The organism is Pilimelia columellifera subsp. columellifera (assembly GCF_039532605.1).
Classification (GTDB): domain Bacteria; phylum Actinomycetota; class Actinomycetes; order Mycobacteriales; family Micromonosporaceae; genus Pilimelia; species Pilimelia columellifera.
This window is the reverse complement of sequence record NZ_BAAARY010000005.1, coordinates 257,616-279,679: the sequence shown is the minus strand read 5'-3', so window position 1 is coordinate 279,679 and position 22,064 is coordinate 257,616. Positions and strand designations below refer to the sequence as shown.

Here is a 22,064-nt window from a genome sequence, read left to right as displayed (position 1 = left end):
CCGGTCCGGACGCCGCCGGGAACTGAACGCTCGTCACCGGCGTCCTCTCCGGTGGCCCGACGACCCGAGTGACCGCCGACCACCTATCTGTCTACCGCCCGTCTGTCTCCCGCCCGGTGTCGGGCGGCGAGACCACGTTACTCAATGCGATGCGCAGGCCCACCGTCCCGGATCGCCCCCTGCGGAGACGGCTGGCCCACAGCAGCAGAACCGCGCGCATACCGTACTTGGCGGCCAACGCGCGCCGCACCTCAGCGGTTCCCGAATCGTCCAGAATTGTGGCTTTCCCGGGGATTTCGGGCCCGCGGTGCCGACCACGCACGTCGCACAGCGCGACGGTGACCGCCGGATTCGCCCTGATCCGGCGCACCTTCCAGGACTCGGCGACCGTCCAGACGCCAAGGGACCCACCAGGAAGCCGCACCACCCAGACCGGCGTCGGGACGCCCACGCCGCTACGCCGGAAGGTCGTCAACGACACGTACGGGCTCGCCGCCAGCGGCATGGGCTCAGGCATGAGCCAACGCTACGTGCCAGGCGGGCCGGACCGGCAGGTCACTTCCATCGGAAGTGGACGAACACCCGACCGAAGTTCTTCGAGTCCTTCTCCACCCGGTGGTACAGCGCCTTGATCTCCTTCTGTTCCAGGAATCGCAGCACCCGCTTCTTCAGCGCGCCGGAGCCCTTTCCTGGGATGATCTCGACAAGCGTCGCCTTCTTCGTCACCGCCTCGTCGATCGCCGACCGCAGCGCACGGTCGATCTCGCCGCCGCGGTTGAAGACGTCGTGCAGGTCAAGTTTGATCTTCATTGACGCTCCCGACTCTCCACCACCTGTCCCCGTCGAGGCTACCGAGCGGCGATCAGCGGATGGGGGTCCGGATGAGGTGCGACGCGACCGCCTTGTTCACCGCGTCGAGCCGCGACACGGCGTCGAGCTTGGCGTAGATGTTGGTGAGATGGCGCTTCACCGTGCCCTCGGTGATGAAGAGGCGAGACCCGATCTGGGCATTGCTGAGCGCCATCGCGGCCAACTCCAGGACCTCCCGCTCTCGTGGGCTGAGCAGCGAGGGCAGTGGCGGCTCGACCACGCGGCGCGGCGGCGGCGGCACGAACTCGGCCCGGTACCCGACAGCGCGGACGGCGTCGACCAGGCCCAGCCGGCTGATCGTCTTGGTGACCATCCCATAGGCGCCGGCGCCGACGACCCGGTGCGCAAGCTCAGGATCGTCGTACATCGTGAGCACCAGGACCCGGATGCCCGGACAGATGGCGAGCAGCCGCCCGATGGTCGCGTGGACAGGCGTGTACGGCATCTCGACGTCGAGCAGCACCGCGTGCGGCCGGACCGCCCCGGCGAGCCGGACAGCGGACTCGGTGTCGCCGGCCTGAGCGACCACCGTCAGATCGGACTCGACCCTTAACAGCTCCGCCAGGCCCTCCCGGAAGAGCGTGTGGTCGTCGGCCAGGATCAGCCGCAGCGGCTCAGTCAACGAGAGCGCCTACGTCGCCGGCGAGAGGAAGCTCCACCACCACCTCGGTGCCGCGGACCGGTCCGGGACACACGAGGACCACGCCGCCGAAGGCGTGCACCCGCTCACGCATCGAGGCCAGGCCGATGCCGGGTCGGCCGGTGGAATGGGCGCCGAACCCGACGCCGTCGTCGCGAACCTGCGCGCGAACGCCCGACGGCGTCACCCGAACCCGTACCTCGACGAAGCTGGGCGAGGCGTGGTGGTGCGCGTTGCGGATGGCTTCCCGCAGGATCAGGAACAGCTCGCCCCGCACGGACGGGCAGAGCCGGCCGTCGTCGCCGTCGACGCTGATCCGGGTCGGCCGGGCGAAACCGGCGACGCTCACGTAGGCGCCGAGCGCCTCGAGGAGGCTCAGGTCGGCTGGTTCGTGCCGTAGGCCCTCGGTGACGGCGCGGAGCTGGTCGAGGGCGGACCGCAGGTGCTCGCCGGCGATGTCCAGTTTGGCGAGGGCTCGGGCCTGGTCGGTGGCGTGGAAGTGGCGGGCCAACTCCAGGTCGTGCATGACGATGACCAGCAGCGGGGCGACGCGGTCGTGCAGCTCGCGGGCGATCCGGCGACGTTCGTCCAGGTGGGCGCGGTGCAGCCGATCAAATGGATCGGCGCTGGTGTCACCCATAGGTCTTCGTTCTCCCCGTGGCGCGCTGCGCCGGGGACTGCCTGGATGCCTCCGGTGATGGCGCACGCGCCCGGCTCGTGCCCCGGTCCCGCCAGCGACCGTCTCGGCAATCGCCACCGAGCATCGCGTCACTGCGTGTCCCCTTGCCTACTGTCCGCTAAGGACACCGTGCGCCACCTCCGCCGAAAGTTGAGTCTTCTGTGATGTGGATAACAGTAAACCGCCCCGATCCGAAATCGAACTGTCAGATTTCCGACGCATAGCCACTCTCCGGTGGCGAACACCCTTCACCACCATCCAGGTCTCGCACATCGACGTTTCCGTATGCCTGTCGACAACAGGAGCGCCGGCCCGATCCCCCGCTCAGCCCAGCCACCGTCACGTTCGCGGTGGGATCAGGGCGCCGGTCAGCGGATGCGGAACAGCCGTCCGAATACGACGCCATCAGCCGAGAACCCGAGGTGACCCAGGAGCTAAATCGCCAACCGGCGAAAGGCACTTTGCGTCATCATTCCACAGCAGAAAGTGACCATCTTTAGGTATCAATAAGATTGGGTAAACCGAACGTCACCGAACAAATACTTCTGGCGCCACATTCCTGAAACGGCCCCGGTGTCAGGCAGAAGCCTGCTGGATCTGCTCCAGCTGGTGCGGCCTGGAGATTGGCCCTAACGTCGCGACCAGCTGACCCCAGGTGGTCGGTCCTATGGGGAGGAACTGGATAGATGGGAATCCCAAGCACAGCGAGGCGGCCCGCGGCGTTGGCCGGCGCCGTCGTCGCCGTGGCCGTGGCGAGCGCGGTCACCGCTGGCGCCGCCTTCGCCGGACCGGTCACCCCGCCCGCTGAGACGAACCAGGTCAACGCTGCGTCATCGAATCGGGCGACGTTCACGCTGACCCCGGACCCGGCGGCGACCACTCCCGCGCCCACCACGCCAGCCCCGACCCAGACCGGGCCCGCAAAACTGCTCCGCCACCAGCAACGAGCGACTCAGCCTGCCGGACGCCGGCGACCCGGTCGACAGCACGTCGGAAACTGCGCCTACGCGACTACTACCGAGGTGACGGCCAGTTCTCGGTGCGGGTGGACCCAGCCACCGGCTCAGTCGACCCCGGCCAGCCGTTGAGAGTCGAGGTCGCCACGGCCGTCGTCTCGGGCGGTCCCCAGCAGGTGACGATGTCCGCCAGCGGCCTGCCGGCCGGCGCCACCGCCGAGTTCCACCCGGAGACGGTCACCGCCGGCGAGTCGGCCAAGCTGGTGCCGTCCGCCGGCGCTGGGGCATTGACCTGGGCGCCCGTCGCTGACCACGTCCCTGATCCGAGGAACGTCGCTGAATATTGCGGCAAAGCACCACAACGAGGGCCTGACGCATTGACGTGCGTCAGGCCCTCGTCGCATCCTCGTGCGTACTCACCCCCCTGAGCACCGTGAAGGGACCCCCATGTCCGGTCTACGACGCGCCGCGGTCAGCGTGACCGCTGTCGGCGCCGTCGCCGCCGCGATGCTGCCCCAGTCCGCGTTCGCCGACACCGCCGCCAGCGCGGCGTTCGTCGAGGAGCGGGTTTATGTCGAGACGACCGTCGACACCGACGGCGACGGCAAACGCGACCGGGTCGCCATCGACATCTCCCGGCCCAACGGCAGCGACAAGGTGCCGGTGATCTTCGAGCACACCCCGTACAAGACCGGCCTCGGGGATGTCCCCAATCACGGTGTCGACCTGGCGAAGCTGCCCCAGGAGACGGGCCGCCGCCCCGGAATCGCCAACGGGCCGGTTCCGCGGCGGGTCGTTCCCGAACCCCAACTGAGCGGGTGGCTGGACGACCACTTCGCTCCGTTGGGTTATGCCGCGATCTCCGGCCAGAGCGTCGGCACCGGCGCCTCCGACGGCTGCCCCACCACCGGCGACATGGGCGAGACCGCTGGCGCGGTGGCGGTGATCGACTGGCTCAACGGGCGGGCGAAGGGCTTCAGCTCCTCGGGCGCCGAAGTCAAGGCCACCTGGAGCACCGGGAACGTCGGCATGACCGGCATCTCCTACAACGGGACCCTGCCGAACATGGCCGCGACGACCGGCGTCCCCGGGCTCAAGGCCATCGTGCCGGTCGCCGCCATCGGCGACTGGTACGACTACTACCGGGCCAACGGCCTCGTCGTCGCGCCCGGCGGCTACCAGGGTGAGGACGCCGACATCCTGGCCCGGGCGGTCCGGAACAAGCGACCGGGCTGCACGGCCCAGTTCAGCAAACTGAACAAGGCCCAGGACCGGGTGACCGGCGACCACTCGGCGTTCTGGGCCGCGCGGGACTACGTCAACAAGGCCGACAAGGTCAAGGCCGGGGTGTTCGTCGTCCACGGCCTGAACGACTGGAACGTCAAGGGCAAGAACGCCGCGACCTGGTACGAGGCGCTGAGGAAGAACGACGTCCCGCGCCGGATCTGGTGGCACCGCGGCAAGCACGACGATCCCCGGAGCCACCGATCGGACTACGCGAAAGAGGTCCAGCGTTGGTTCGACCACTTCCTCAAGGGCGTGGACAACGGCGTCACCAACGAGCCGAAGGCCGAGGTCCAGGGCCCCGACGGCAACTGGCGCAAGCTCGCCGAATGGCCGGACCCGGCAGCCAAGGATGTCGAGCTGCACCTGGGCGCCACCTCAGCCACCGCGCCGGGCACGCTGACCGGATCGGCGAACCCGTCGGCTTCGGAGCAGTCATTCACCGACGAGGGGAAGACCAAGGGCGCGGGCGTCCTCGTCGCCAACCCTGACCAGGCGAACGGGAACCGGCTCGTCTACCGCGCCGCGGCGCTGGCCGGCCAGGCCAGCCTCAGCGGCACGCCGAAGGTGAAGCTGCGACTGGCGGTGGAGAACAAGACCGCGGCGAACCTCACCGTCCTGGTGGTCGACTACACGTCGTCCGGGACGCCGACGATCGTCACCCGCGGTTGGATGGACCCGCAGAACCACGCCGGTATCCAGGGCACGCCGCTGACGCCCGGCAAGGCGTACGACCTGTCGTTCAACCTTGAGCCCAAGGACTACGTGTTCGCTAAGGGCAGCCGGATCGGCGTGGTCATCATCTCCACGGACTACGACTTCACGCTCCGGCCGGCCGCGGGCACGAAGCTGCGGGTGGCCCCGGGCGCCAGCTCGGTGACGCTGCCGCTCGCGGGGTACTCAGCGCGCCCCTGACCTGGCGCTGGCTCTGAGGTTTGGGGCGTCCACCGGAAACGGTGGGCGCCCCAATGTCAGCTCGGAACAGGCGTTCCGGGGCTGAAGTGCCACGGGTCGGCGATGTCCAGGTAGCGATCGATGGTCATGAGCTGGTCGTACTCGGCCATCACGTCGGCCAGCTCGGGCAGCGCCGGTTTGGCTTCGCCGGCGCGCGCCGCGGCTTCTGAGGTGAAGTAGACCGTGTCGACGAACTGGTTGTCGGCGGTGGCGCCGCTGATGCCGCCGAGGATGTCCGGCCGCTGCTCCCGCATCATGCCGCTGTAGGGCGCCATGAGGCTGTTGAGCCGCTCGAAGTTGGCCCCGTGGCTGAGGATGACCTGGACGAATCCGGCCTGCTGGCTCGGCCCGCCGAGATACTCGGCGACCCGGTCGCAGTCGAGGAAGCGCGGTTCGGCGGCGAACGCCTTCGCGGTCTCCATCCACCACTGGTGTTGTTCGGGGCGGTCGCTGTTACGGCGGGCCGCCGCCACGGTGTCGAACCGGACGAGGCCCACGAACGTGCCGTCGGCGGTGACCCCGGCGGTGCCGCCCTGCCAGCCGGTGGCGTGCGGGGCGAGGTCTGTCATCCAGCGGCGTAGCGAGGCGCGGAGGTCGTCGAGGTCGGCGACTTCGCCGATGATCGCTTGCAGGAACATGAGGACCCACCTTTCGTTTCGGTCGGCGCCAATAGCGGGCGAATTTCCGTCAATGACCCAGGGGACACGCTACGCCCGAATTCCCCCGGCGGGGTTGTCGCCCGCTTAATCACACCAGTCACATCAGGGGTCTCCCGCACCGGGAATGCGCCATCCCTGGCCCTCATTGCCAGTGATAACTGTCTATATGGATGAGCCGCTCGGTCAATGCCGGGGCGATGCTTGACTTCGGGAACATCGACCCTCGTCCCATCGACCTTGACACGAACCCACAGGTCGAGTCGGGGTCATCGTCCAGCTTGGAGGCCTTCCCTCATCGCTCGACGGGCGGCCAAGGCGTTACGGGACCGTAGCCGTCGGGCTATATCGAAGTTCTTCCACAAACCATTAACTTGTCTACATCCGTAAGACATGAACAGCTCTCACGCCGTATCGGAAACGGCATCGGCTCAACCCTTGACCGGGAGGTGTGCGGCGTGGATTCAGCGGCCATCGACGGTCAACGGGTCCGCCCTGTGACCGTCAAGGCCAACAGCAAATCCCCGACGCGCATCGCGCTCACCCGGATCCGCCAGGACCGGGTGGCGATGGTCTGTTTCGGAGTTTTTGCCTTCTTCCTGCTGGTCGCCGTCTTCGCCCCGGCTCTCGTCGCGCTCGAAGGCCAGGACCCGTTCACCCAGAACCAGGACCTCATCGACCGCAACGGGCAGCCGATCATCGGCATGACCGGCGACCACTGGTTCGGCGTCGAGCCGCGACTGGGCCGGGACCTGTTCGCCCGCTGGGCCTACGGCGCCCGCCCGTCGCTGATGATCGCCATCATCGCCACGCTCACCACGACGATCGTCGGCGTCACCGTCGGCATGATCGCCGGCTTCGCCCGTGGCTGGGTCGACAGCGCCATCTCCTGGGTCATCGATCTCGTCCTCAGCCTGCCGTACCTGCTCTTCGCGATGGCCATCCCCGCGGTGATCATGGCGGCGATGGGCCTCAGCGACGACGCCCCGCCGGAGGTCGTCGCCGACGTCCGGTTCTGGTCCCTCATCGCCGCGCTGACGGTCTTCGGCTGGGCCGGCCTGGCCAGGCTCATCCGCGGCGAGGTGCTGTCGCTGCGCGAACGCGAGTTCGTAGCCGCCGCCCGGGTGCTCGGCGTGCCCACCCACCGGGTGCTGCGCAAGGAACTGCTGCCGAACCTCGTCGCCCCGATCGTCATCTCGATGTCGATGTCGCTGCCCGGCTACATCGTCGCCGAGGCCGGATTGACCTTCCTGGGCGTCGGCCTCGTCGAACCCGCCCCCTCCTGGGGCGTCACCATCGCTTCCGCCGTCACCTCGTACAAGGCGCTGCCGCACTACCTGTGGATTCCGGTGCTCAGCGTCACCGTCCTGGTCCTCGCCCTGAGCCTGCTCGGCGACGCGGTCCGCGACGCCTTCGACCCGAAGACCCGACGCTGAGCCGGCGACGGGGCACCACCCCACCCCCAGAGAAGGAGTAGTCGTGAGGCGACTCAGATCGGCCGTCGCGGTCGGCGCCGTGGTCACCCTCGGCGCGGCCGCCTGTGGCGCGCCCAAACCCAGCAACAGCGGAAACGGGTCCGGGTCGGGATCGAGTATCTCGGTCCAGGCCAACGCCATCGACCCGGCCGCCAAGGGTCCAGCCCCCGCCGTCCCGGGCGCCCGCAAGGGCGGCGAGGTGACCGTCTACGCCACCAGCCCGCCGTCCACGTTCGACCCGACCGACATCTACTTCACCGACTCGAACGAGATCGGCAAGCTGCTGTTCCGTACCCCGACGACCTTCGCGCTGCGCAACGGCAAGCCGACGCTCGTGCCGGACCTCACCGACGTCGGCGAGGTCTCCGACGACAAGCTCACCTGGACCTTCACCATGAAGAAGGGCATCAGGTACGAGAACGGCGACGAGGTCAAGGTCGAGGATCTGGAGTACGCGATCCTACGTTCGTTCGCCCGGGACGTGTATCCCAACGGCCCCGCCTACCAGAACACGTACTTCAAGGGCGGCAAGAAGTACAAGGGCCCGTACAAGGACAAGGACGCCGACTTCAAGGGCGTCACGACCTCAGGCGACGACAAGCTGATCATCAAACTGGCGCAGCCGTTCTCCGACCTGCCGTTCTACATGTCCTTCCCGATGTTCACCCCGATCCCCCAGGGCAAGGACACCAAGCAGGAGTACAAGAACAAGCCGCTGGCCACCGGCCCGTACCGGTTCGACAAGTACACCCCGGGCACCGAGCTGAAGCTGGCCCGCAACGACAAGTGGGACGCCAACAGCGACGCCGTCCGGCACGACTACCCGGACGCCTGGACCTTCAAATGGGGCCAGGACCACATCAAGACCCAGCAGCAGGTCCTCAACAGCAACGGCCCGGACGCCAACGCGATCGACTACAACGGGGTCGACGCCTCGCTCCTAGGCGAGGTCACCGGAGCCAAGTCGAGCCAGTTACTCAAGGGCGAGTCGCCGTGCACGTCCGGCATCCAGCTCGACAGCCGCAAGATCCCGCTGGAGGTCCGCAAGGCGATCGCCAAGGCGTACCCGTACGACCAGATCTGGAAGGCCGCCGGCACCACCGAGCTGAGCGCCGAGCCGGCCAGCACCGTCCTGCCGCCGAGCGTTCCCGGGCACAAGAAATACACCCCGGTCGAGGACCTGGACGGCCAGGGCACCGGCGACCCGGAGGGCGCGAAGAAGCTGCTGGAGGCCGCCGGCAAGCTCAACTTCGAGCTGAGCTGGTACTACGACAACACCCAACCGGTACCGCAGCAGGTCTCCCAGGTACGCGCCGACGCGCTGAAGAAGGCCGGGTTCGCGGTCAAGCCGCTCGGCGTGGCCAGCGCGAAGCTGCGCGAGAAGAAGAGCGACTACGACGCGTCCGTCAACATGGGCCAGTCGCCCGCCGGCTGGTGCTCGGACTGGCCGACCGGCGGCAGTTGGTTCCCGGTCCTCTTCCGCTCGCAGAGCATCGAGGAGGGGACGACCTGGGGAATGCTCAGCGACTCCGTCCTGGACGCCAAGATCAACGAGATCAACGAGCTGCCGGCGGAGCAGGCCACCGCGAAGTGGGCGGACCTGGACCGGGAAATCATGGAGAAGTACGTCTTCCTGCCCAGCACCTACTCCAAGATGGCCGACGTCGTCGGCACGAACGTCGGCGGGGCCGAGGGCGACCCGACGATGGGCCTGCCGTTCCTCCCGAACGTCTACCTCAAGAGCTGACGCTCGCGGCGCCGGCCGGGCACAGACGCCCGGCCGGCGCCGGCCCCTCCCCCGTCCCCGAGCGTTCATCCCAGGAGATGCCACAGTGGCCGGCTACATCCTCAAGCGCGGCGTGAGCGCCCTGCTGGTCGTCCTGGTGACCCTGCTGCTCAGCTTCGCCATGTTCTTCCTCGCCCCCAAGGACCCGATCGGGGCGATCTGCGGACCGCGCTGCACCCCGGAACGAGCCGCCGAGATCAGCCAGAGCCTGCATCTGGACGACCCCGTCACGCTCCAGTTCGCCCAGTACGTCAAGGGGATCGTCGCCGGACACACCATCACCAGCGGCGGCGCCACCGTCGACTGCCCCGCGCCGTGCCTGGGCTACTCGTTCCGGCTCGGCCAGCCGGTGACCAAACTGCTCATGCAGGCCATGCCGATCACCGTCTCGATCGTCGTCGGCGCGGCCGTCGTGTACCTGACCATCGGCATCCTCAGCGGCATCCTCGCCGCACGTCGGCGGGGCACCAGTTTCGACAAGTCGATCGTCGCCGGCACGCTCGGGCTCAGCTCCGTCCCCTACTTCATCGTCGCGCTGCTGGTGGTGCTCTACACGGCGGGCACGTTCCTGCCGCCCTCGCAGTACAGTCCGTTCCTGGACGGGCCGCTGAGCTGGGCCAGCGGGCTCACCGCCGCGTGGCTGACCCTCGGTGTCGTCAACGCCGCCGCATACGCCCGCTACTCGCGCGCCTCCATGATCGAGGCGCTGGGCGAGGACTACATCCGCACCGCCCGGGCCAAGGGCATCAGCGAGCGCCGCGTCGTCTACCGGCACGGTCTGCGCTCCGCGCTCACACCCGTCGCGACGATCTTCGGCCTGGACCTGGCCGGGCAGCTCACCGGCGCCCTGTTCACCGAACGGATCTTCGGGCTGCCGGGGTTGGGCGTGGTGACGCTGGAGGCGTTCAAAACCGACGACCTGCCGGTGATGATGGGCGGCATCCTGCTCGGCTCGGTGCTGCTGGTCACCCTGAACCTCATGGTCGACATCCTCTACACCTTCCTCGACCCGCGGGTCCGGCTCGGGTGACGAACGGAGAGAGCATGCGCGAGCCGTACCTGGTGGTCAGCGATCTCAAGGTCAGCTTCCCGACGGCCGACGGGGTCGTCACCGCGGTTCAGGGGTTGAGCTACTCGGTGCCGCTGGGGCGGACCCTGGCGATCGTCGGCGAGTCCGGCTCCGGCAAGAGCGTGTCCAGCCTGGCGCTCATGGGCCTGCACGATCCGAAGCGGACCGCCATCTCCGGCTCGATCCAGATCGGCGGGGACGAGATCGTGGGAATGTCGCAGCGGAAGCTGCGCCGACACCGTGGCGCGTCCACGGCGATGATCTTCCAGGACCCGTTGTCGTCGCTGCACCCGTTCTTCACCATCGGCGACCAGATCGGCGAGGCGTACCGGGCGCACAGCGGCGCCCGAAAGCGGGCCGCCCGTAAACGTGCCGCCGAGATGCTGGCCCGGGTCGGCATCCCCAACCCGGCCGCGCGGCTCGACGACTACCCGCACCAGTTCTCCGGCGGCATGCGGCAACGCGTCATGATCGCAATGGCGTTGGTGAACGACCCGAAGCTGCTCATCGCCGACGAGCCCACCACCGCCCTGGACGTCACCGTGCAGGCGCAGATCCTCGACCTCATCGCCGACCTGCAACAGGAATTCGGGTCGGCGGTCGTGTTCATCACCCACGACCTCGGGGTCGTCGCCGAGATCGCCGACGACGTGCTGGTCATGTACGCGGGCCGGGCCGTCGAGTACGGCTCCACCGAGCAGATCCTGGCCCGCCCGCTGCACCCGTACGCGTGGGGTCTGCTGGAGAGCATCCCCGCGCTGTCCGGCGAGCCAGCGCCGCTGCACCCGATCCCCGGGCTGCCGCCGAGCCTGCTGGACATGCCGCCCGGATGCTCGTTCAGCCCGCGCTGTGAGTTCCGCGACCGCGTCCCCGACGACCTGTGCCGACGCGAGCTGCCGCTGTTGGCGGCGCGCACCGCCGAGGACGCCCGGCTGTCCCGGTGCCACCTGCCCGACCCCGACGTGAGGTTCCACCTGGAGATCCTGCCCCGGCTGCCGTGAAGGACACACCATGAACAGCGGTATCTTCGCCCCCAGCCACCGCAGGCGCACCGAGATCCCCCGCCGCCGCGGCATCCCGCTGCTGGAACTGAACGACGTCTCCATGCACTTCGCCACCGGCGGCGGCGGACGCCTGCGCGGCGGCGGCAACACCGTCAAAGCCGTCGACGGGGTGTCGCTGACCCTGCGCGAAGGTCAGACGCTCGGGTTGGTCGGCGAGTCCGGCTGCGGCAAGTCGACCACCGCGCGGCTCATCGCCCGACTGCTGGAACCCACCGCCGGCGAGATCCTCTACCAGGGCGCGGACATCGCCCACCTGAGCCAACGCGAGCTGCGCCCGTACCGGCGCGAGATCCAGCTCATCTTCCAGGACCCGTACTCGTCGCTGAACCCGCGCCACACCGTCGGCACGATCATCGCGACCGCGCTGCGCACCCACCGGATCGTGCCGCGCCGCCGAGAGCTGATCCGGGTACAGGAGCTGCTCGAGGTCGTCGGACTCAACCCCGAGCACTACAACCGGTACCCGCACGAGTTCTCCGGCGGGCAGCGTCAGCGGATCGGCATCGCCCGGGCGCTCGCCGTCCGGCCGAAGGTCATCATCGCGGACGAGCCGCTGTCGGCGTTGGATGTCTCCATCCAGGCTCAGGTGGTGAACCTGCTGGAGAAGCTACGGCGGGAGTTTGGCATCGCGTTTGTGTTCATCGCCCACGACCTGGGAATCGTGCGCCACTTCTGCGACCGGGTCGCCGTCATGTACCTCGGCAAGGTCGTCGAGGAGGGAAACCGGGACGAGCTGTACGGACAGCCGCACCACCCGTACGCCCAGGCGTTGTTGTCGGCGGCCCCGGACCTGGCCGTGGTGCGGGGGGCGGCGCCCCAGGGGCGGATCAGGCTGGTCGGCGACGTGCCCAGCCCGGTCGACCCGCCGTCGGGGTGCCGGTTCCGGACCCGGTGCTGGAAGGCCAAGGAGGTGTGCGCGACGACCCGGCCACCGCTGCGGCCCACTACCAGAACCCAGTACACGGCCTGTCACTTCCCCGAACCGCCGGCGCCGCGGTGACGCCGCTACCTGCGGCGGGCGGCGCGGATGCCGAACGTCGCCGCGCCGACGACGAGCAGGACGCCCAGCAGTTGCAGGCCCGGCGAGTCGTCGGCGCCGCCGTACACGACGGCGGCGACGCCGATGGCGACACCGCCCAGGGCGAGGGCGAGCTTCATGAGATGTCCTTCCCGGCCGGTGTAGCCGGCCGAACGGGGGCGCACGGGCCTGACCGGCCCGGGCCGGGTCGCCGGGTCATTCGTCGACCCATTCGAGCAGGTCGCCGGGCTGGCAGTCGAGCACCCGGCACATCGCCGCCAAGGTGCTGAACCGGACCGCCTTGGCCCGACCGTTCTTCAGCACCGCCACGTTCGCGGGCGTGAGCCCCACCTGCTCGGCGAACTCGGCGACGCTCATCTTGCGTCTGGCCAGTTCGACATCGATACGCACGACGATCGGCATCAGATGACCGATTCCATGTCGCTGCGCAAGGTAGTGGCCTGCCGCAGCAGGGCGCGCATCACGATCATGAGCAGCCCGAGGACCGCGACCGCCACTACCATGAGGAACAGCAGCAGTGGCAGCCCGGGATCGTCGGCGGTGAAGCCGACGTAGAGGAACACGCCCAGCAGCACCGCCCACGCCGCGCCGATGGCCCACAGGATTCCTCGTACCCAGCCCATGGCGGCGTCGCTGAAGATGCGGTCGTCGCGGACCAGGTCCAGCAGCCGCCAGGTGCAGAAGATGACCACCTGGACGCAGAGCACCCAGTACACCGACACGGCCGTCATCGGCCACCTGAGGTGGGCCAGGTGGGGGGACTCCTCGGCCATGTGGGCGAACTGCCCTGGCAGCGAAAATGCCTGGAGCATGACCAGGACCCCGAACAGCAGGGCCAGGAAGATCTTGAGCGGGACCACCGCACGACGTTCTGCCATCACCCATTGAGTTTCAACTGAAAACTATCGAAAGTCAATAGGCTCAGCCCACAGTCCCACTCAATGCGCCGACCCAGTCGCCAGCGCCGTCGGGCACCGGAGGAGGCGTCGCGCCCCATCGCTGACACCCGTTCGGGGTGGACCGGAACCAACCAGGCACATCGGCCTTCGTCCGGACGGTTTGTCCGATAATCTCCGGGAAGTCGGCGACCCCGGCGGGCCTGGCTACGCGTTTGCGTCCGGTCGGGCGCCCTTCGGGGCACCGTGGGGGCCGCCCCGCGCGTCAGGAGGGATCGCCGTGTCGCTGTCACGCCGTGAAGTGCTTCGCGTCAGCGCCGGCGGGGGACTGGGCATCGTCGTCGCCGGGTCGCTGTCGAGCGTCGCCGGGGCGCCGGCCGCCCAGGCCGCGCTACGCCCGCCAACCGGATACGGGCCGTTGCGGCCCGACCCCGCCGGGCTGCTGGCCCTGCCCGCCGGGTTCCGCTACCGGGTGATCGCCCAGACCGGGGTGACGCGGCTGGAAAGCGGCGAGCCCACCCCCAGCGACCCCGACGGCATGGGACTCTTCCCCGCCCCGAACGGCGGCTCGACGCTGGTCTGCAACCACGAGATCGGCGCCACCGAGACGTACGGGGTTCCGGCCCTGAGCGGCCTGACCTACGACCCGGGCGCCCGGGGCGGCGCCACGACGATCACCGTCGACCGCGACGGCCGGCGCCGTGGCGAGCGCGTCTCGCTGGCCGGGACGCACAACAACTGCGCGGGCGGGGTCACCCCGTGGGGGACGTGGCTGTCGTGTGAGGAGTCCGAACAGCGGGCGGTGGGACCGTTCCAGAAGACCCACGGATACGCCTTCGAGGTCGACCCGCACGACGCTGCCGCAAACCGTCGGCCGGTTCCGTTGACGTTCCTGGGCCGCTTCGCGCACGAGGCGGTGGTGGTCGACCCGCTCACGCATGCCATCTACCAGACTGAGGACGCCGCCAACCCCAACGGCCTCTACTACCGGTGGACCCCCCCGCCCGGGTTCCGGGGCGGCAAGGGCCGGCTGCGGGCGCTGGCCGAATCCGCGGACGGCGACGAGGCCGGCACGCTGGAGGCGATGCGCTGCGTGAGTCGCGGCGCGGTCGTCGTCGACCTGTCCCAGGCCACCAAACCGGGAACGACGTACCAGGTGACCTGGGTGGCGGTCCCGGACCGGGACGCCTCATCGGAATCGGTCCGCAAGCAGGTCGGCACGAGAAAGGTGACCCGCGCCCGCAAGCTGGAAGGCGCCTGGTGGGGCGACGGCGGGGCGTACTTCGTGTCGAGTTTCGCCCGGACCGCCGACGGCAGCGCCGCTGAACACGACGGGCAGGTGTGGTTCTACGACCCGCGGCGGTCGACCGTCACCCTCAAGACGATCTTCGGCGTCAACCCGGCGCCGGACCGACGGGGCGGCCTGGACGGCCCGGACAACATCACCGTCTCCCCGGACGGCGGGGTGATCCTGGCCGAGGACGGCGGCGGGCTCTCCCACCTCATCGGGGTCACCGAGGGCGGCAAGGCGTACCCGCTGGCGCGCAACCAGCTCAACAACGCCGAGTTCGCCGGACCAGTGTTCGGCGCCGACGGCACGACCCTGTACGTGTCCGTCCAGAATCCCGGGCACGTGCTGGCGATCACCGGTCCCTGGCGTCGCAGCCCCCGCCGCTGAATGGACCCGATGCCGCCGGCCGCTGCCCGGACCACCGCCCAGGTGACGCTCACCGTCATCGGGCTGGTGCTCGCCACCCTGCTGGGCCTGGGCCTGCTGTACGCCGCCCACCAGGTGATCGTCTGGATGGTGGTAGCGGCGTTCTTCGCCACCGCGCTCAACCCGTTGGCGAACCTGCTCGAACGGCGGGTCCGCTGGTGCCGACGCTGGCTGGCGACGCTGCTGGTCTTCCTGCTGGTCTTCGTGCTGCTCGCCGGGCTCCTGGCGTTGTTCGTCATCCCGCTCTCGAAGGAGGCGGCGCAGCTCGCTCAGACGCTGCCGGACCTCGTCCGCGACACCTGGGCCGGTCGCGGCCCGCTGGCCCGGCCGATGGAACGCCTACGGGTGCGCGAGTACCTGGCCGAGCACGGCGACCAGATCCAGTCCTACCTCAGCAGTCTGGCCGCCCCGACGCTGGGCTTCCTGCGCGGGGCGGCCACGACCGTAGTCGCCGCCGTCACCATCTTCGTCCTCGCCTACGTAATGGTGTTGCAGTCACCGGGAATCCTCGACGGGCTGCAACGTCTGCTGCCGGTCGGGCAGGGCGAGCGGGCGCGCCGGGTCGGCGCCAGGTGCGCGGGCGCCGTCACCGGCTACCTGAGCGGGAACCTGCTCATCAGCCTTATCTGCGGCGTCCTGACCTACGCCGTCCTCGCGATCCTGAACGTGCCGTACGCGGGGCTGATCGCCCTGTTCGTGGCCGTCGCCGACCTCATCCCGCTCGTCGGCGCCACCTTGGGCGCGGTGGTGGCCGGGCTCGCCGCGTTCTCACAGTCAATGGTGGCCGGCATCGTGGTGCTCGTCTTCTTCGTCGCTTACCAGCAGGTGGAGAACCACCTGCTCCAGCCGGTCATCTTCGCCCGGACCGTCCAACTGAGCCCGTTGGCGGTGCTGGTCGCGATCCTCATCGCCGTCGAGCTGGCCGGCATCCTGGGCGCGCTGCTGGCCATCCCGGTCGCCGGCATGGTGAAGGTGATCGCCACCGAGGTATGGGCGGCGCGGGCCGCCAAACCGGGCACCATGGCCGCGGCATCGCAAGGGGCGTTGACGGACGCCGAGCCGACCCCGACGGGCTCACCCACAGACGACGCCGGTCAGTGATGCGCTGCGGACCGGTCTGCTCTGCGCCATGCCGTTATCGCTGCTCGCATTTCCGTCCGGCTGCGTTGCCCTGACCATCGGCCTGCTCCCGGCGGTTCGGCTCGGCGGCGCGGCGCGCTGGCACTGTCCCGTCTCAAACGGACCCCGAAACGGAGTGCCTTGCTGGGGTTGTACGCCTACGGACAGCGTACTGCGCTGTGTCCGGGCTCCGGTTGACGCGGACTGGTCCGCTCTGCGCCATTGGCTGTAGTCAACTCGTGGCTCGGTCTGACAGTCCGTAGCGGAGTAGGACGCAGTCGCCGATCGTCCGGTTCTCCAGCAGGCTGGCGCGGTTGCCGCTGTCGTTCGGGAACCTGCCGTCGGTCACGAACCGCGGCGCCGCGGAGTCGCCGACGAAGAACGGCGCGATGACCAGGTGCAGCTCGTCCGCGAGGCCGAGGGCGAGGAACTGGGTGTGCATGGCGCTGCCGCCCTCCACCATGAGCCGCCGCACGCCCCGACCGGCCAGGTCATCGAGGACGCGCGCCAACGAGATCGGGTCGCCTGCCGCGACCACTTCGGCGACCCGGCCGAGGTTCGCGACCACCTCGCCGTACGCGCGTCCCGAGGTGTAGACCACCTTGCTGTCGTCGCCTGAGGTGAAGAACGCGGCGTCGGGTTTCAGCGCGCCACGCCCGGTGACAGAAACTTTCAGCGGCGAGGAGCTGCGGCCCTCGCTGATCCGTCGTTCACGACGTTCCGGCGAGCGCACGAGCAGCCGCGGGTTGTCCCGCCGGATCGTGTTCGCGCCCACGAGGATGGCGTCGCAGGTGGCACGGACCGCGTCAACCCGGTCGAAGTCCTCGTCGTTGGAGAGCGGCAGGCGCCCGTCGGCGGCGTCGTCGAGGTAGCCGTCGATCGACACGGCGCACGACAGCAGGACGTACGGACGTTCAGCCAATTCCTGTCGCTCCAGTTCGGCGCTCTCACGTCGGGTCCGAGCGACACGATGCCAGATCGGCGGCGGTTCGGCGCCCGGCCCCGGCCCGCGACGGGTTCACCCGGCAGTGTGCGCGGACGCCCCCCCGCCGGTCAACGTCGCCGCGGCCGGGTCCGCCAACGGCCAGGTCAGCCAATCCGTTCTGGCGTCGGCGGGCCGCGGCGCGCCGTACAGGTAACCCTGGGCGAGGTCACAGCCCTGCCCGCGTAGCCACTCCTGCTGGCTGGCGGTCTCCACACCCTCGGCGACGACCTGCCGGCCGAGGGCGTGGGACATCGCCAACACGGCCCGGACGATCGCCTCGTTGCCGTGGCCCTCCCCGACGCCGTTGACGAACGAACGGTCGATCTTGACGATCTGGGCGGGCAGTTGGCGCAGGTAGCTCAGCGAGGAGTAGCCGGTGCCGAAGTCGTCGATGCACAGGGTGACCCCGAGCGCGTTCAAATCGTTCAGGGTGGCCAGCGAACGTTCCAGGTCCTGCATCGCGCCCGATTCGGTGATCTCCAACCAGAGCGCGGACGCGGGGAGGTCGTGCTCGCCAAGCACCTGCCGGACGTCTTCGACGAGGTCCGCGCCCCGTAGCTGCCGGACGGCGATGTTCACCGACATGTGCAGCTGCGGCGCCTCGGCGGGACGGGCGGCGCGCCACCGGGCAAGCTGGGCGACTGCCTCGCCGAGCAGCCACCGACCGATGGGAATGATCAGTCCGGTCTCCTCGGCGATCGGGACGAAGTCCAACGGGGACACCCGGCCGTGCTGCGGGTGGTCCCAACGCAGCAACGCCTCGAACCCGGACAGCTCGGCGGCCGCGAGGTCGATGATCGGCTGGTAGTGCAGTGACAGCTCACCGCGTTCGAGCGCTCCACGCAGCGCCTGTTCGAGGTCGACCCGGCGACGGGTGTCCTTGCGCGTGGCGCTGTCGTAGAGGGCGAACGCGTTGCGCCCGGACTCTTTGGCCTGGTACATGGCGGTGTCGGCGTCGCGGATCAGCTCCAGCGCGTCGGTCGGGCCGCTGGCCCGCGCGACCCCGATCGACGGCGTCACGATGACCTCGCCGACGGAGAGCTGGAACGGCTGGGCGAACGCGGCCACCACCCGCCGCGCCAGCGACTCATCGAGCGCCGACGGCTCCTCGGTGGCCAGGGCGACGACAAACTCGTCGCCGCCGATCCGGCAGACGATGTCCTCAGCGCGGATCATCGAGGCCAGCCGGTCGCCGACGGCGCACAGCAGCTCGTCGCCGACGTGGTGGCCCCAGTTGTCGTTGACCATCTTGAACCGGTCGAGGTCGATGAACAGCAGGCTGATCTCGCAGCCGTCGCGGTTCGCCAGCTCGCCCCAGTGGGTGATCGTCTCGGTGAGCAGCTCCCGGTTCGGCAGGTCGGTGAGGCTGTCGTGGGTGGCGCGGCGGCGTTCGGCCAGCTCGGCGGCGCGCGCGGCGTCCTGCGCCTGAGCGCGGGCGTGGTGGGCGCGGACGATCCGGACGACGATCGCGGCGGTCAGCAACGCGGTGAGCGCGACCCGCACCGCCGCGTCCCAGACGACCACCGGCGGCACCAGCGCGGCGGCGACGGTCGGCGCGAGCATCACCGACCCGATCGCGACAGTCCGCAGAATGCCCAGATCGTGCAGGGGCACCGGGTTCGCCTCGGTCAGCTTCCTCATGCCCGGGTGTAGCGCGGCCGCCCCGACGAGAACGAATCCGGCCAGGAACACGAGGTCGAGGCCGGCCTGGCTCAGTCGGGGCCCGTCGGCGCCGGCGGCGTTGAGCGCGAAGAGCAGATCGCCGGCCAGCATGGCGGTGGTGGCGCCGCCGATCATCCAGAGGACGGGTTCGCGGACACCCCCGCCGAGCAGGAGCTGGGCGACGACGATGAGCAGGATCGCGTCGACGAGCGGGAAGAACGTGGCCGACGCCTGGACCGGGTCGACGCCACCGTCCTGGCCGATGACCGGGGCGATGAGGAAGGACCAGGCAGCCAGCGCCGCGCCGATACCGAGCAGGACAGCGTCGGCCCGGGCCGGGTCCTCGTCGGCGGAGCGCCGCTGCCGCAGCATCTCGATGAAGCCGGCGGCGATGAGGATGTAACCGGGGACGATGAGCAGGTCGGGAATGAAGGCAGCCGGCCCGGGCGCGCTGCTGTCGGCGCCGGGCACAAGCTGGCGCAGGACCCCACCGCCGAGGAAGAGCGTCATGGCGGCGGCGATGGCCCACCAGGGCCCGCGCCGACCGGGGCGCTGGTTGCGCACGGCGCCGTAGCCGATCGCCGCCACGGAGCCCACCGCGAAGAACGCGAACACCGACTCGGACGCCGCGGGCGGAGCCAGCGCGTAACCGGCCAGCGCGATGACGCCGACGGCCAGGAAGGCCCAGCTCACCAGAGCCGGGAGCATGGCGTCGGAGGCTCGCCGCCGGTGGGGCGCCGCCGCTACGGACATGGTCGCCCTCCTCCGCTGCGGTCGCCGATCGGACGACCCCTCATCCCTCAACTCGGACTATGCGGAACCGAGTTGAGGGAATCGGGCGACGGAGTCACAGGCGATGCGTGACCCACACATTCGGCTCCTCGTACACGCCACGGTCGCTGTCCCGGTCCAGGCGCAGCGCCGCCAGCCCGCCCGGGATGAGGTACTCGCCCGAGGCGGGCATGGCGAGCCCGGTCCAGCTCTCCCATTCGCGGACGTTACCGGTGATCGTCATCGACCGGGACGCGATCTTGAGGACCTGGCCGCCGGCGTCAAGGTGCCTGCGCAGCCACGGATCGAACGCGCGATCGTCCTCGGCGCGCCAGTCGACGTACTCCTGCATATCGACCAGCGGGTATCTCGACTTCCACACCGGGCGCACCGGCGCGATCATCTCGGTCGCGCCGACGGCCCGGGCGGCGTCCTTCATCGCGCCGAGGAGCCGGTCGGCGAGGTCACGGCCGGTCGCCTTCGGGGTGATGGTGGCCGACAGCGCGCTGACGGCGTTGGGGGTTGCGCCGTCCAGGAGCAGCCGGACGCCGGCGGCGACGGTGGCGTCCCAGCCGTCAGGGAGGCCCGCGACGGTCCCGTCCCAGCTCAACGGGGTCGACAGCCCGACGCCGAGCACCTCGTCGTCGGCGTCCAGGAGCAGGATCTGGTGCTGTGGCGCGTGGCTGAGCAGGACGGTGAGGTCGACGCCGTGCCCGGGAACGCCGCCGAGCATGAACGCCGGCCACCGGCTCTCCAACACCGCCGGGATGCGTTCGGCCAGGTCGGGCCGCTCGGCCAGGGTGACCGTCCGGACCGTGGTCTGCGGCTGCGGGGACTGCGCCGGCTCCGCGGGGGCGGTCCGGGGGCCGTTGAGGACGGCGGCGTAGTAGGTCTGGACGTCGATGGTCTCCAGGGTCATGTCCAGGGTGCGGGACAGCCCGGCGATGCCGGCGGCCAGGTTGCGGGTCTGGTCGTTGTACCCGCACACGTCGAAGGCGACGACGGCCCGCGCGTCGTTGGCCCGGCGGGCCAGCCGGGCGATGAGCCGGGCGTAGATGGCCTGGCCCTCGTAGTCGGGGTGGACCAGGGTGTAGCCGAGGTAGAACAGCGCGCCACGCTCGGCCCGGTCGGGGTACCGCTGGGCGTAGAACTCCGGGCTGACCCACGGCACGGCGGCCAGGTCGGTGGTGAGGGTGTTGAGCGCGATCGGGCGCTCGCCGTCCCAGACGACGTGCTTCTCGATCCGCTCGTCGACCATCTCCGCGGCGAACTCGTCGGCGTCGAGCATGTGTCGGGCCGCGGCCTTGGCCTGGAGCGGTGTGAACGCCGCCCGGTACAGCTCGTAGAGGGCGTCGATGGCCGCAGCGGGGAGGGTCTTCTCGACCGTGAGCCGCTTCATCGGGCGCCGGCCCAGGTGGCGGCCTCGTACGGGGCGATGACCAGCGAGCAGACCGGCTTGTCGACGCACTCGGCGCCGTGCATGACGAACTCCGGGGCGGCGTACTCGTCCTCCCTGCCGGCGACCAGGTCGGCGAGGCTGGTGAGGATCGCGGTGCGGACGAAGTTCTCGCTGGTGCCCTCGTGCTCGACGAACAGGCCGCCCTTGCCGTCGAGGCGCTGCACCCAGCCGATCCCGGCCCATGCCTGCTCGCCGGGCTCGGTGGCGGTCTGGACCGCGTAGACGCAGTACATCTTGTCGCCCCACTGGCCGACGGGCACGTCGACCCTGCCTTCGGTGTCCACGCCGGTCCGCGGGGGGATGACGCTGGAGAGGCGGACCAGGTTGTAGTGGCCCAGGTCGACGGCGACGAGCGCCTCGTGGAAGGCGGACAGCGTGGTGCCGCCGATGCCGGTGGCCCGGACGACCGGGATGGCGTTGTAGACAGCGGAGTTGGCCATGGTGTGCTCCGTTTCAGGGCGTGACGGTCCGGCGCGCCGGGGTGGGGGCGGCACGCTGGGCGTCGTTGCGGGTGGGGGCGTGGGCCGGACGCCAGGGCAAGCGTCGGCCGGGCGGGGCAGTGCGGGTGGCGGCGTCGGGGCTCGCCCCTGGCGCGCGTGACGGCGCAGAGTTGGCCGGGGCGCGCGGCCGGAGAGTGAAGAAGTTTCGGTCTACGTGTCCATCATTGGCATGTCGGTGACGCTGCGAAATTGCGTCACTACGTAGAGCCAATTACGACCTTCGGCACATGTGCCGGCGTGGCATCTCAGGTGTTCCCCCGTGTCATGCACCTGTCTGTCCTTCCGATTGCCAGTAGGCGGCGGGGCTTCCCCGGGCTGTCCCGGGCGCCCCGTGCAGCTTTGCGCTTACCTACTCAATACTGGCGAATCGGGCAACTCTCCGTAATCCCTCGTTTCTCCACCCTGCGTGGACCGACGGCGGCGATCACCCCGGGTAAGGGCGACAGCCGAACCGGACAACCCACGTAACCGGCCCAGAACGAC

At 69.7% G+C, this 22,064-nt stretch carries 20 protein-coding genes; 8 read left to right on the top strand and 12 right to left on the bottom strand.

Annotated features, from left to right (window positions below; genetic code table 11):
* Positions 1 to 91: 91 nt before the first annotated feature.
* The 4 genes from ABD287_RS08010 to ABD287_RS07995 are packed head-to-tail and all read right to left on the bottom strand — an operon-like array spanning position 92 to position 2,150.
* Positions 92 to 517 carry a PPOX class F420-dependent oxidoreductase gene (locus tag ABD287_RS08010; RefSeq protein WP_344170573.1) on the bottom strand — a complete coding sequence of 142 codons (426 nt, stop codon included), beginning with the start codon at positions 515 to 517 and terminating at the stop codon, positions 92 to 94.
* 38 nt (positions 518 to 555) lie between these two features.
* Positions 556 to 810 (bottom strand): Smr/MutS family protein, encoded by a 255-nt coding sequence (locus tag ABD287_RS08005; RefSeq protein WP_344170570.1) that lies wholly within the window; start codon positions 808 to 810, stop codon positions 556 to 558.
* Positions 811 to 862: 52 nt separating this feature from the next.
* Positions 863 to 1,492: a response regulator transcription factor gene (locus tag ABD287_RS08000; RefSeq protein ID WP_344170567.1), complete on the bottom strand. Its 630-nt coding sequence runs from the start codon at positions 1,490 to 1,492 to the stop codon at positions 863 to 865.
* Positions 1,485 to 2,150: a sensor histidine kinase gene (locus ABD287_RS07995; protein WP_344170564.1), complete on the bottom strand. Its 666-nt coding sequence runs from the start codon at positions 2,148 to 2,150 to the stop codon at positions 1,485 to 1,487. The genes ABD287_RS08000 and ABD287_RS07995 overlap by 8 nt, the downstream gene beginning before the upstream one ends.
* Before the next feature lie 1,442 nt (positions 2,151 to 3,592).
* On the opposite strand from ABD287_RS07995, the gene ABD287_RS07990 reads away from it, so the two are divergent.
* On the top strand, positions 3,593 to 5,344 hold the full coding sequence (locus ABD287_RS07990; protein WP_344170561.1) for a Xaa-Pro dipeptidyl-peptidase: 1,752 nt from the start codon (positions 3,593 to 3,595) through the stop codon (positions 5,342 to 5,344).
* Positions 5,345 to 5,400: 56 nt separating this feature from the next.
* Here ABD287_RS07990 and ABD287_RS07985 read toward each other — a convergent pair whose 3' ends face one another.
* On the bottom strand, positions 5,401 to 6,021 hold the full coding sequence (locus ABD287_RS07985; RefSeq protein ID WP_344170557.1) for a hypothetical protein: 621 nt from the start codon (positions 6,019 to 6,021) through the stop codon (positions 5,401 to 5,403).
* Between the two features lie 476 nt (positions 6,022 to 6,497).
* Between ABD287_RS07985 and ABD287_RS07980 the strand changes: the two genes are divergently transcribed.
* The 5 genes from ABD287_RS07980 (at position 6,498) to ABD287_RS07960 (ending at position 12,433) form a co-directional block, all read left to right on the top strand.
* Positions 6,498 to 7,475, top strand: a complete 978-nt coding sequence (locus tag ABD287_RS07980) for an ABC transporter permease (protein WP_344170554.1) — start codon at positions 6,498 to 6,500, stop codon at positions 7,473 to 7,475.
* 43 nt (positions 7,476 to 7,518) lie between these two features.
* Positions 7,519 to 9,261, top strand: a complete 1,743-nt coding sequence (locus ABD287_RS07975) for an ABC transporter substrate-binding protein (RefSeq protein ID WP_344170551.1) — start codon at positions 7,519 to 7,521, stop codon at positions 9,259 to 9,261.
* 85 nt (positions 9,262 to 9,346) lie between these two features.
* Positions 9,347 to 10,330, top strand: a complete 984-nt coding sequence (locus tag ABD287_RS07970; protein WP_344170548.1) for an ABC transporter permease — start codon at positions 9,347 to 9,349, stop codon at positions 10,328 to 10,330.
* A gap of 14 nt (positions 10,331 to 10,344) precedes the next feature.
* Positions 10,345 to 11,370: an ABC transporter ATP-binding protein gene (locus ABD287_RS07965; protein WP_344170545.1), complete on the top strand. Its 1,026-nt coding sequence runs from the start codon at positions 10,345 to 10,347 to the stop codon at positions 11,368 to 11,370.
* 103 nt (positions 11,371 to 11,473) lie between these two features.
* Positions 11,474 to 12,433: an ABC transporter ATP-binding protein gene (locus ABD287_RS07960; protein WP_344171004.1), complete on the top strand. Its 960-nt coding sequence runs from the start codon at positions 11,474 to 11,476 to the stop codon at positions 12,431 to 12,433.
* A gap of 5 nt (positions 12,434 to 12,438) precedes the next feature.
* On the opposite strand, the gene ABD287_RS07955 is transcribed toward ABD287_RS07960, so the two are convergent.
* The 3 genes from ABD287_RS07955 to ABD287_RS07945 all read right to left on the bottom strand — a co-directional run bounded on the left by ABD287_RS07955 (position 12,439) and on the right by ABD287_RS07945 (position 13,350).
* Positions 12,439 to 12,591: a hypothetical protein gene (locus ABD287_RS07955; protein WP_344170543.1), complete on the bottom strand. Its 153-nt coding sequence runs from the start codon at positions 12,589 to 12,591 to the stop codon at positions 12,439 to 12,441.
* 76 nt (positions 12,592 to 12,667) lie between these two features.
* A complete protein-coding gene (locus ABD287_RS07950) occupies positions 12,668 to 12,874 on the bottom strand; it encodes a helix-turn-helix domain-containing protein (RefSeq protein WP_344170541.1) in 207 nt (68 codons plus the stop codon).
* Positions 12,874 to 13,350, bottom strand: a complete 477-nt coding sequence (locus ABD287_RS07945) for a DUF2975 domain-containing protein (RefSeq protein ID WP_344170539.1) — start codon at positions 13,348 to 13,350, stop codon at positions 12,874 to 12,876. Before ABD287_RS07945 ends, ABD287_RS07950 begins: the two co-directional genes overlap by 1 nt.
* Positions 13,351 to 13,648: 298 nt before the next feature.
* On the opposite strand from ABD287_RS07945, the gene ABD287_RS07940 reads away from it, so the two are divergent.
* Entirely contained in the window at positions 13,649 to 15,046 is a 1,398-nt protein-coding gene (locus ABD287_RS07940) for an alkaline phosphatase PhoX (protein ID WP_344170536.1), read from the top strand.
* A gap of 9 nt (positions 15,047 to 15,055) precedes the next feature.
* On the top strand, positions 15,056 to 16,186 hold the full coding sequence (locus tag ABD287_RS07935; protein ID WP_344170533.1) for an AI-2E family transporter: 1,131 nt from the start codon (positions 15,056 to 15,058) through the stop codon (positions 16,184 to 16,186).
* 250 nt (positions 16,187 to 16,436) lie between these two features.
* Here the strand turns inward: ABD287_RS07935 and ABD287_RS07930 are convergent, their stop codons facing one another.
* The 4 genes from ABD287_RS07930 to ABD287_RS07915 form a co-directional block, all read right to left on the bottom strand.
* Positions 16,437 to 17,126, bottom strand: a complete 690-nt coding sequence (locus ABD287_RS07930; RefSeq protein WP_344170530.1) for a RibD family protein — start codon at positions 17,124 to 17,126, stop codon at positions 16,437 to 16,439.
* 96 nt (positions 17,127 to 17,222) lie between these two features.
* On the bottom strand, positions 17,223 to 19,604 hold the full coding sequence (locus tag ABD287_RS07925) for a putative bifunctional diguanylate cyclase/phosphodiesterase (RefSeq protein ID WP_344170527.1): 2,382 nt from the start codon (positions 19,602 to 19,604) through the stop codon (positions 17,223 to 17,225).
* A 94-nt stretch (positions 19,605 to 19,698) separates the two neighbouring features.
* Positions 19,699 to 21,021, bottom strand: a complete 1,323-nt coding sequence (locus ABD287_RS07920) for a hypothetical protein (RefSeq protein WP_344170524.1) — start codon at positions 21,019 to 21,021, stop codon at positions 19,699 to 19,701.
* Positions 21,018 to 21,521 carry a pyruvoyl-dependent arginine decarboxylase gene (locus ABD287_RS07915; protein ID WP_344170522.1) on the bottom strand — a complete coding sequence of 168 codons (504 nt, stop codon included), beginning with the start codon at positions 21,519 to 21,521 and terminating at the stop codon, positions 21,018 to 21,020. Before ABD287_RS07915 ends, ABD287_RS07920 begins: the two co-directional genes overlap by 4 nt.
* Positions 21,522 to 22,064: the final 543 nt, after the last annotated feature.

Bases quoted from the DNA above. Each gene is read 5' to 3' on its own strand.
- ABD287_RS07995 (WP_344170564.1), bottom strand. From the start codon at position 2,150: ATGGGTGACACCAGCGCCGATCCATTTGATCGGCTGCACCGCGCCCAC.
- ABD287_RS08005 (WP_344170570.1), bottom strand. From the start codon at position 810: ATGAAGATCAAACTTGACCTGCACGACGTCTTCAACCGCGGCGGCGAG.
- ABD287_RS07960 (WP_344171004.1), top strand. From the start codon at position 11,474: ATGCACTTCGCCACCGGCGGCGGCGGACGCCTGCGCGGCGGCGGCAAC.
- ABD287_RS07925 (WP_344170527.1), bottom strand. From the start codon at position 19,604: ATGTCCGTAGCGGCGGCGCCCCACCGGCGGCGAGCCTCCGACGCCATG.
- ABD287_RS08010 (WP_344170573.1), bottom strand. From the start codon at position 517: ATGCCTGAGCCCATGCCGCTGGCGGCGAGCCCGTACGTGTCGTTGACG.
- ABD287_RS07965 (WP_344170545.1), top strand. From the start codon at position 10,345: ATGCGCGAGCCGTACCTGGTGGTCAGCGATCTCAAGGTCAGCTTCCCG.
- ABD287_RS07990 (WP_344170561.1), top strand. From the start codon at position 3,593: ATGTCCGGTCTACGACGCGCCGCGGTCAGCGTGACCGCTGTCGGCGCC.
- ABD287_RS07945 (WP_344170539.1), bottom strand. From the start codon at position 13,350: ATGGCAGAACGTCGTGCGGTGGTCCCGCTCAAGATCTTCCTGGCCCTG.
- ABD287_RS07950 (WP_344170541.1), bottom strand. From the start codon at position 12,874: ATGCCGATCGTCGTGCGTATCGATGTCGAACTGGCCAGACGCAAGATG.
- ABD287_RS07920 (WP_344170524.1), bottom strand. From the start codon at position 21,021: ATGAAGCGGCTCACGGTCGAGAAGACCCTCCCCGCTGCGGCCATCGAC.
- ABD287_RS07915 (WP_344170522.1), bottom strand. From the start codon at position 21,521: ATGGCCAACTCCGCTGTCTACAACGCCATCCCGGTCGTCCGGGCCACC.
- ABD287_RS07985 (WP_344170557.1), bottom strand. From the start codon at position 6,021: ATGTTCCTGCAAGCGATCATCGGCGAAGTCGCCGACCTCGACGACCTC.
- ABD287_RS07955 (WP_344170543.1), bottom strand. From the start codon at position 12,591: ATGAAGCTCGCCCTCGCCCTGGGCGGTGTCGCCATCGGCGTCGCCGCC.
- ABD287_RS07935 (WP_344170533.1), top strand. From the start codon at position 15,056: ATGCCGCCGGCCGCTGCCCGGACCACCGCCCAGGTGACGCTCACCGTC.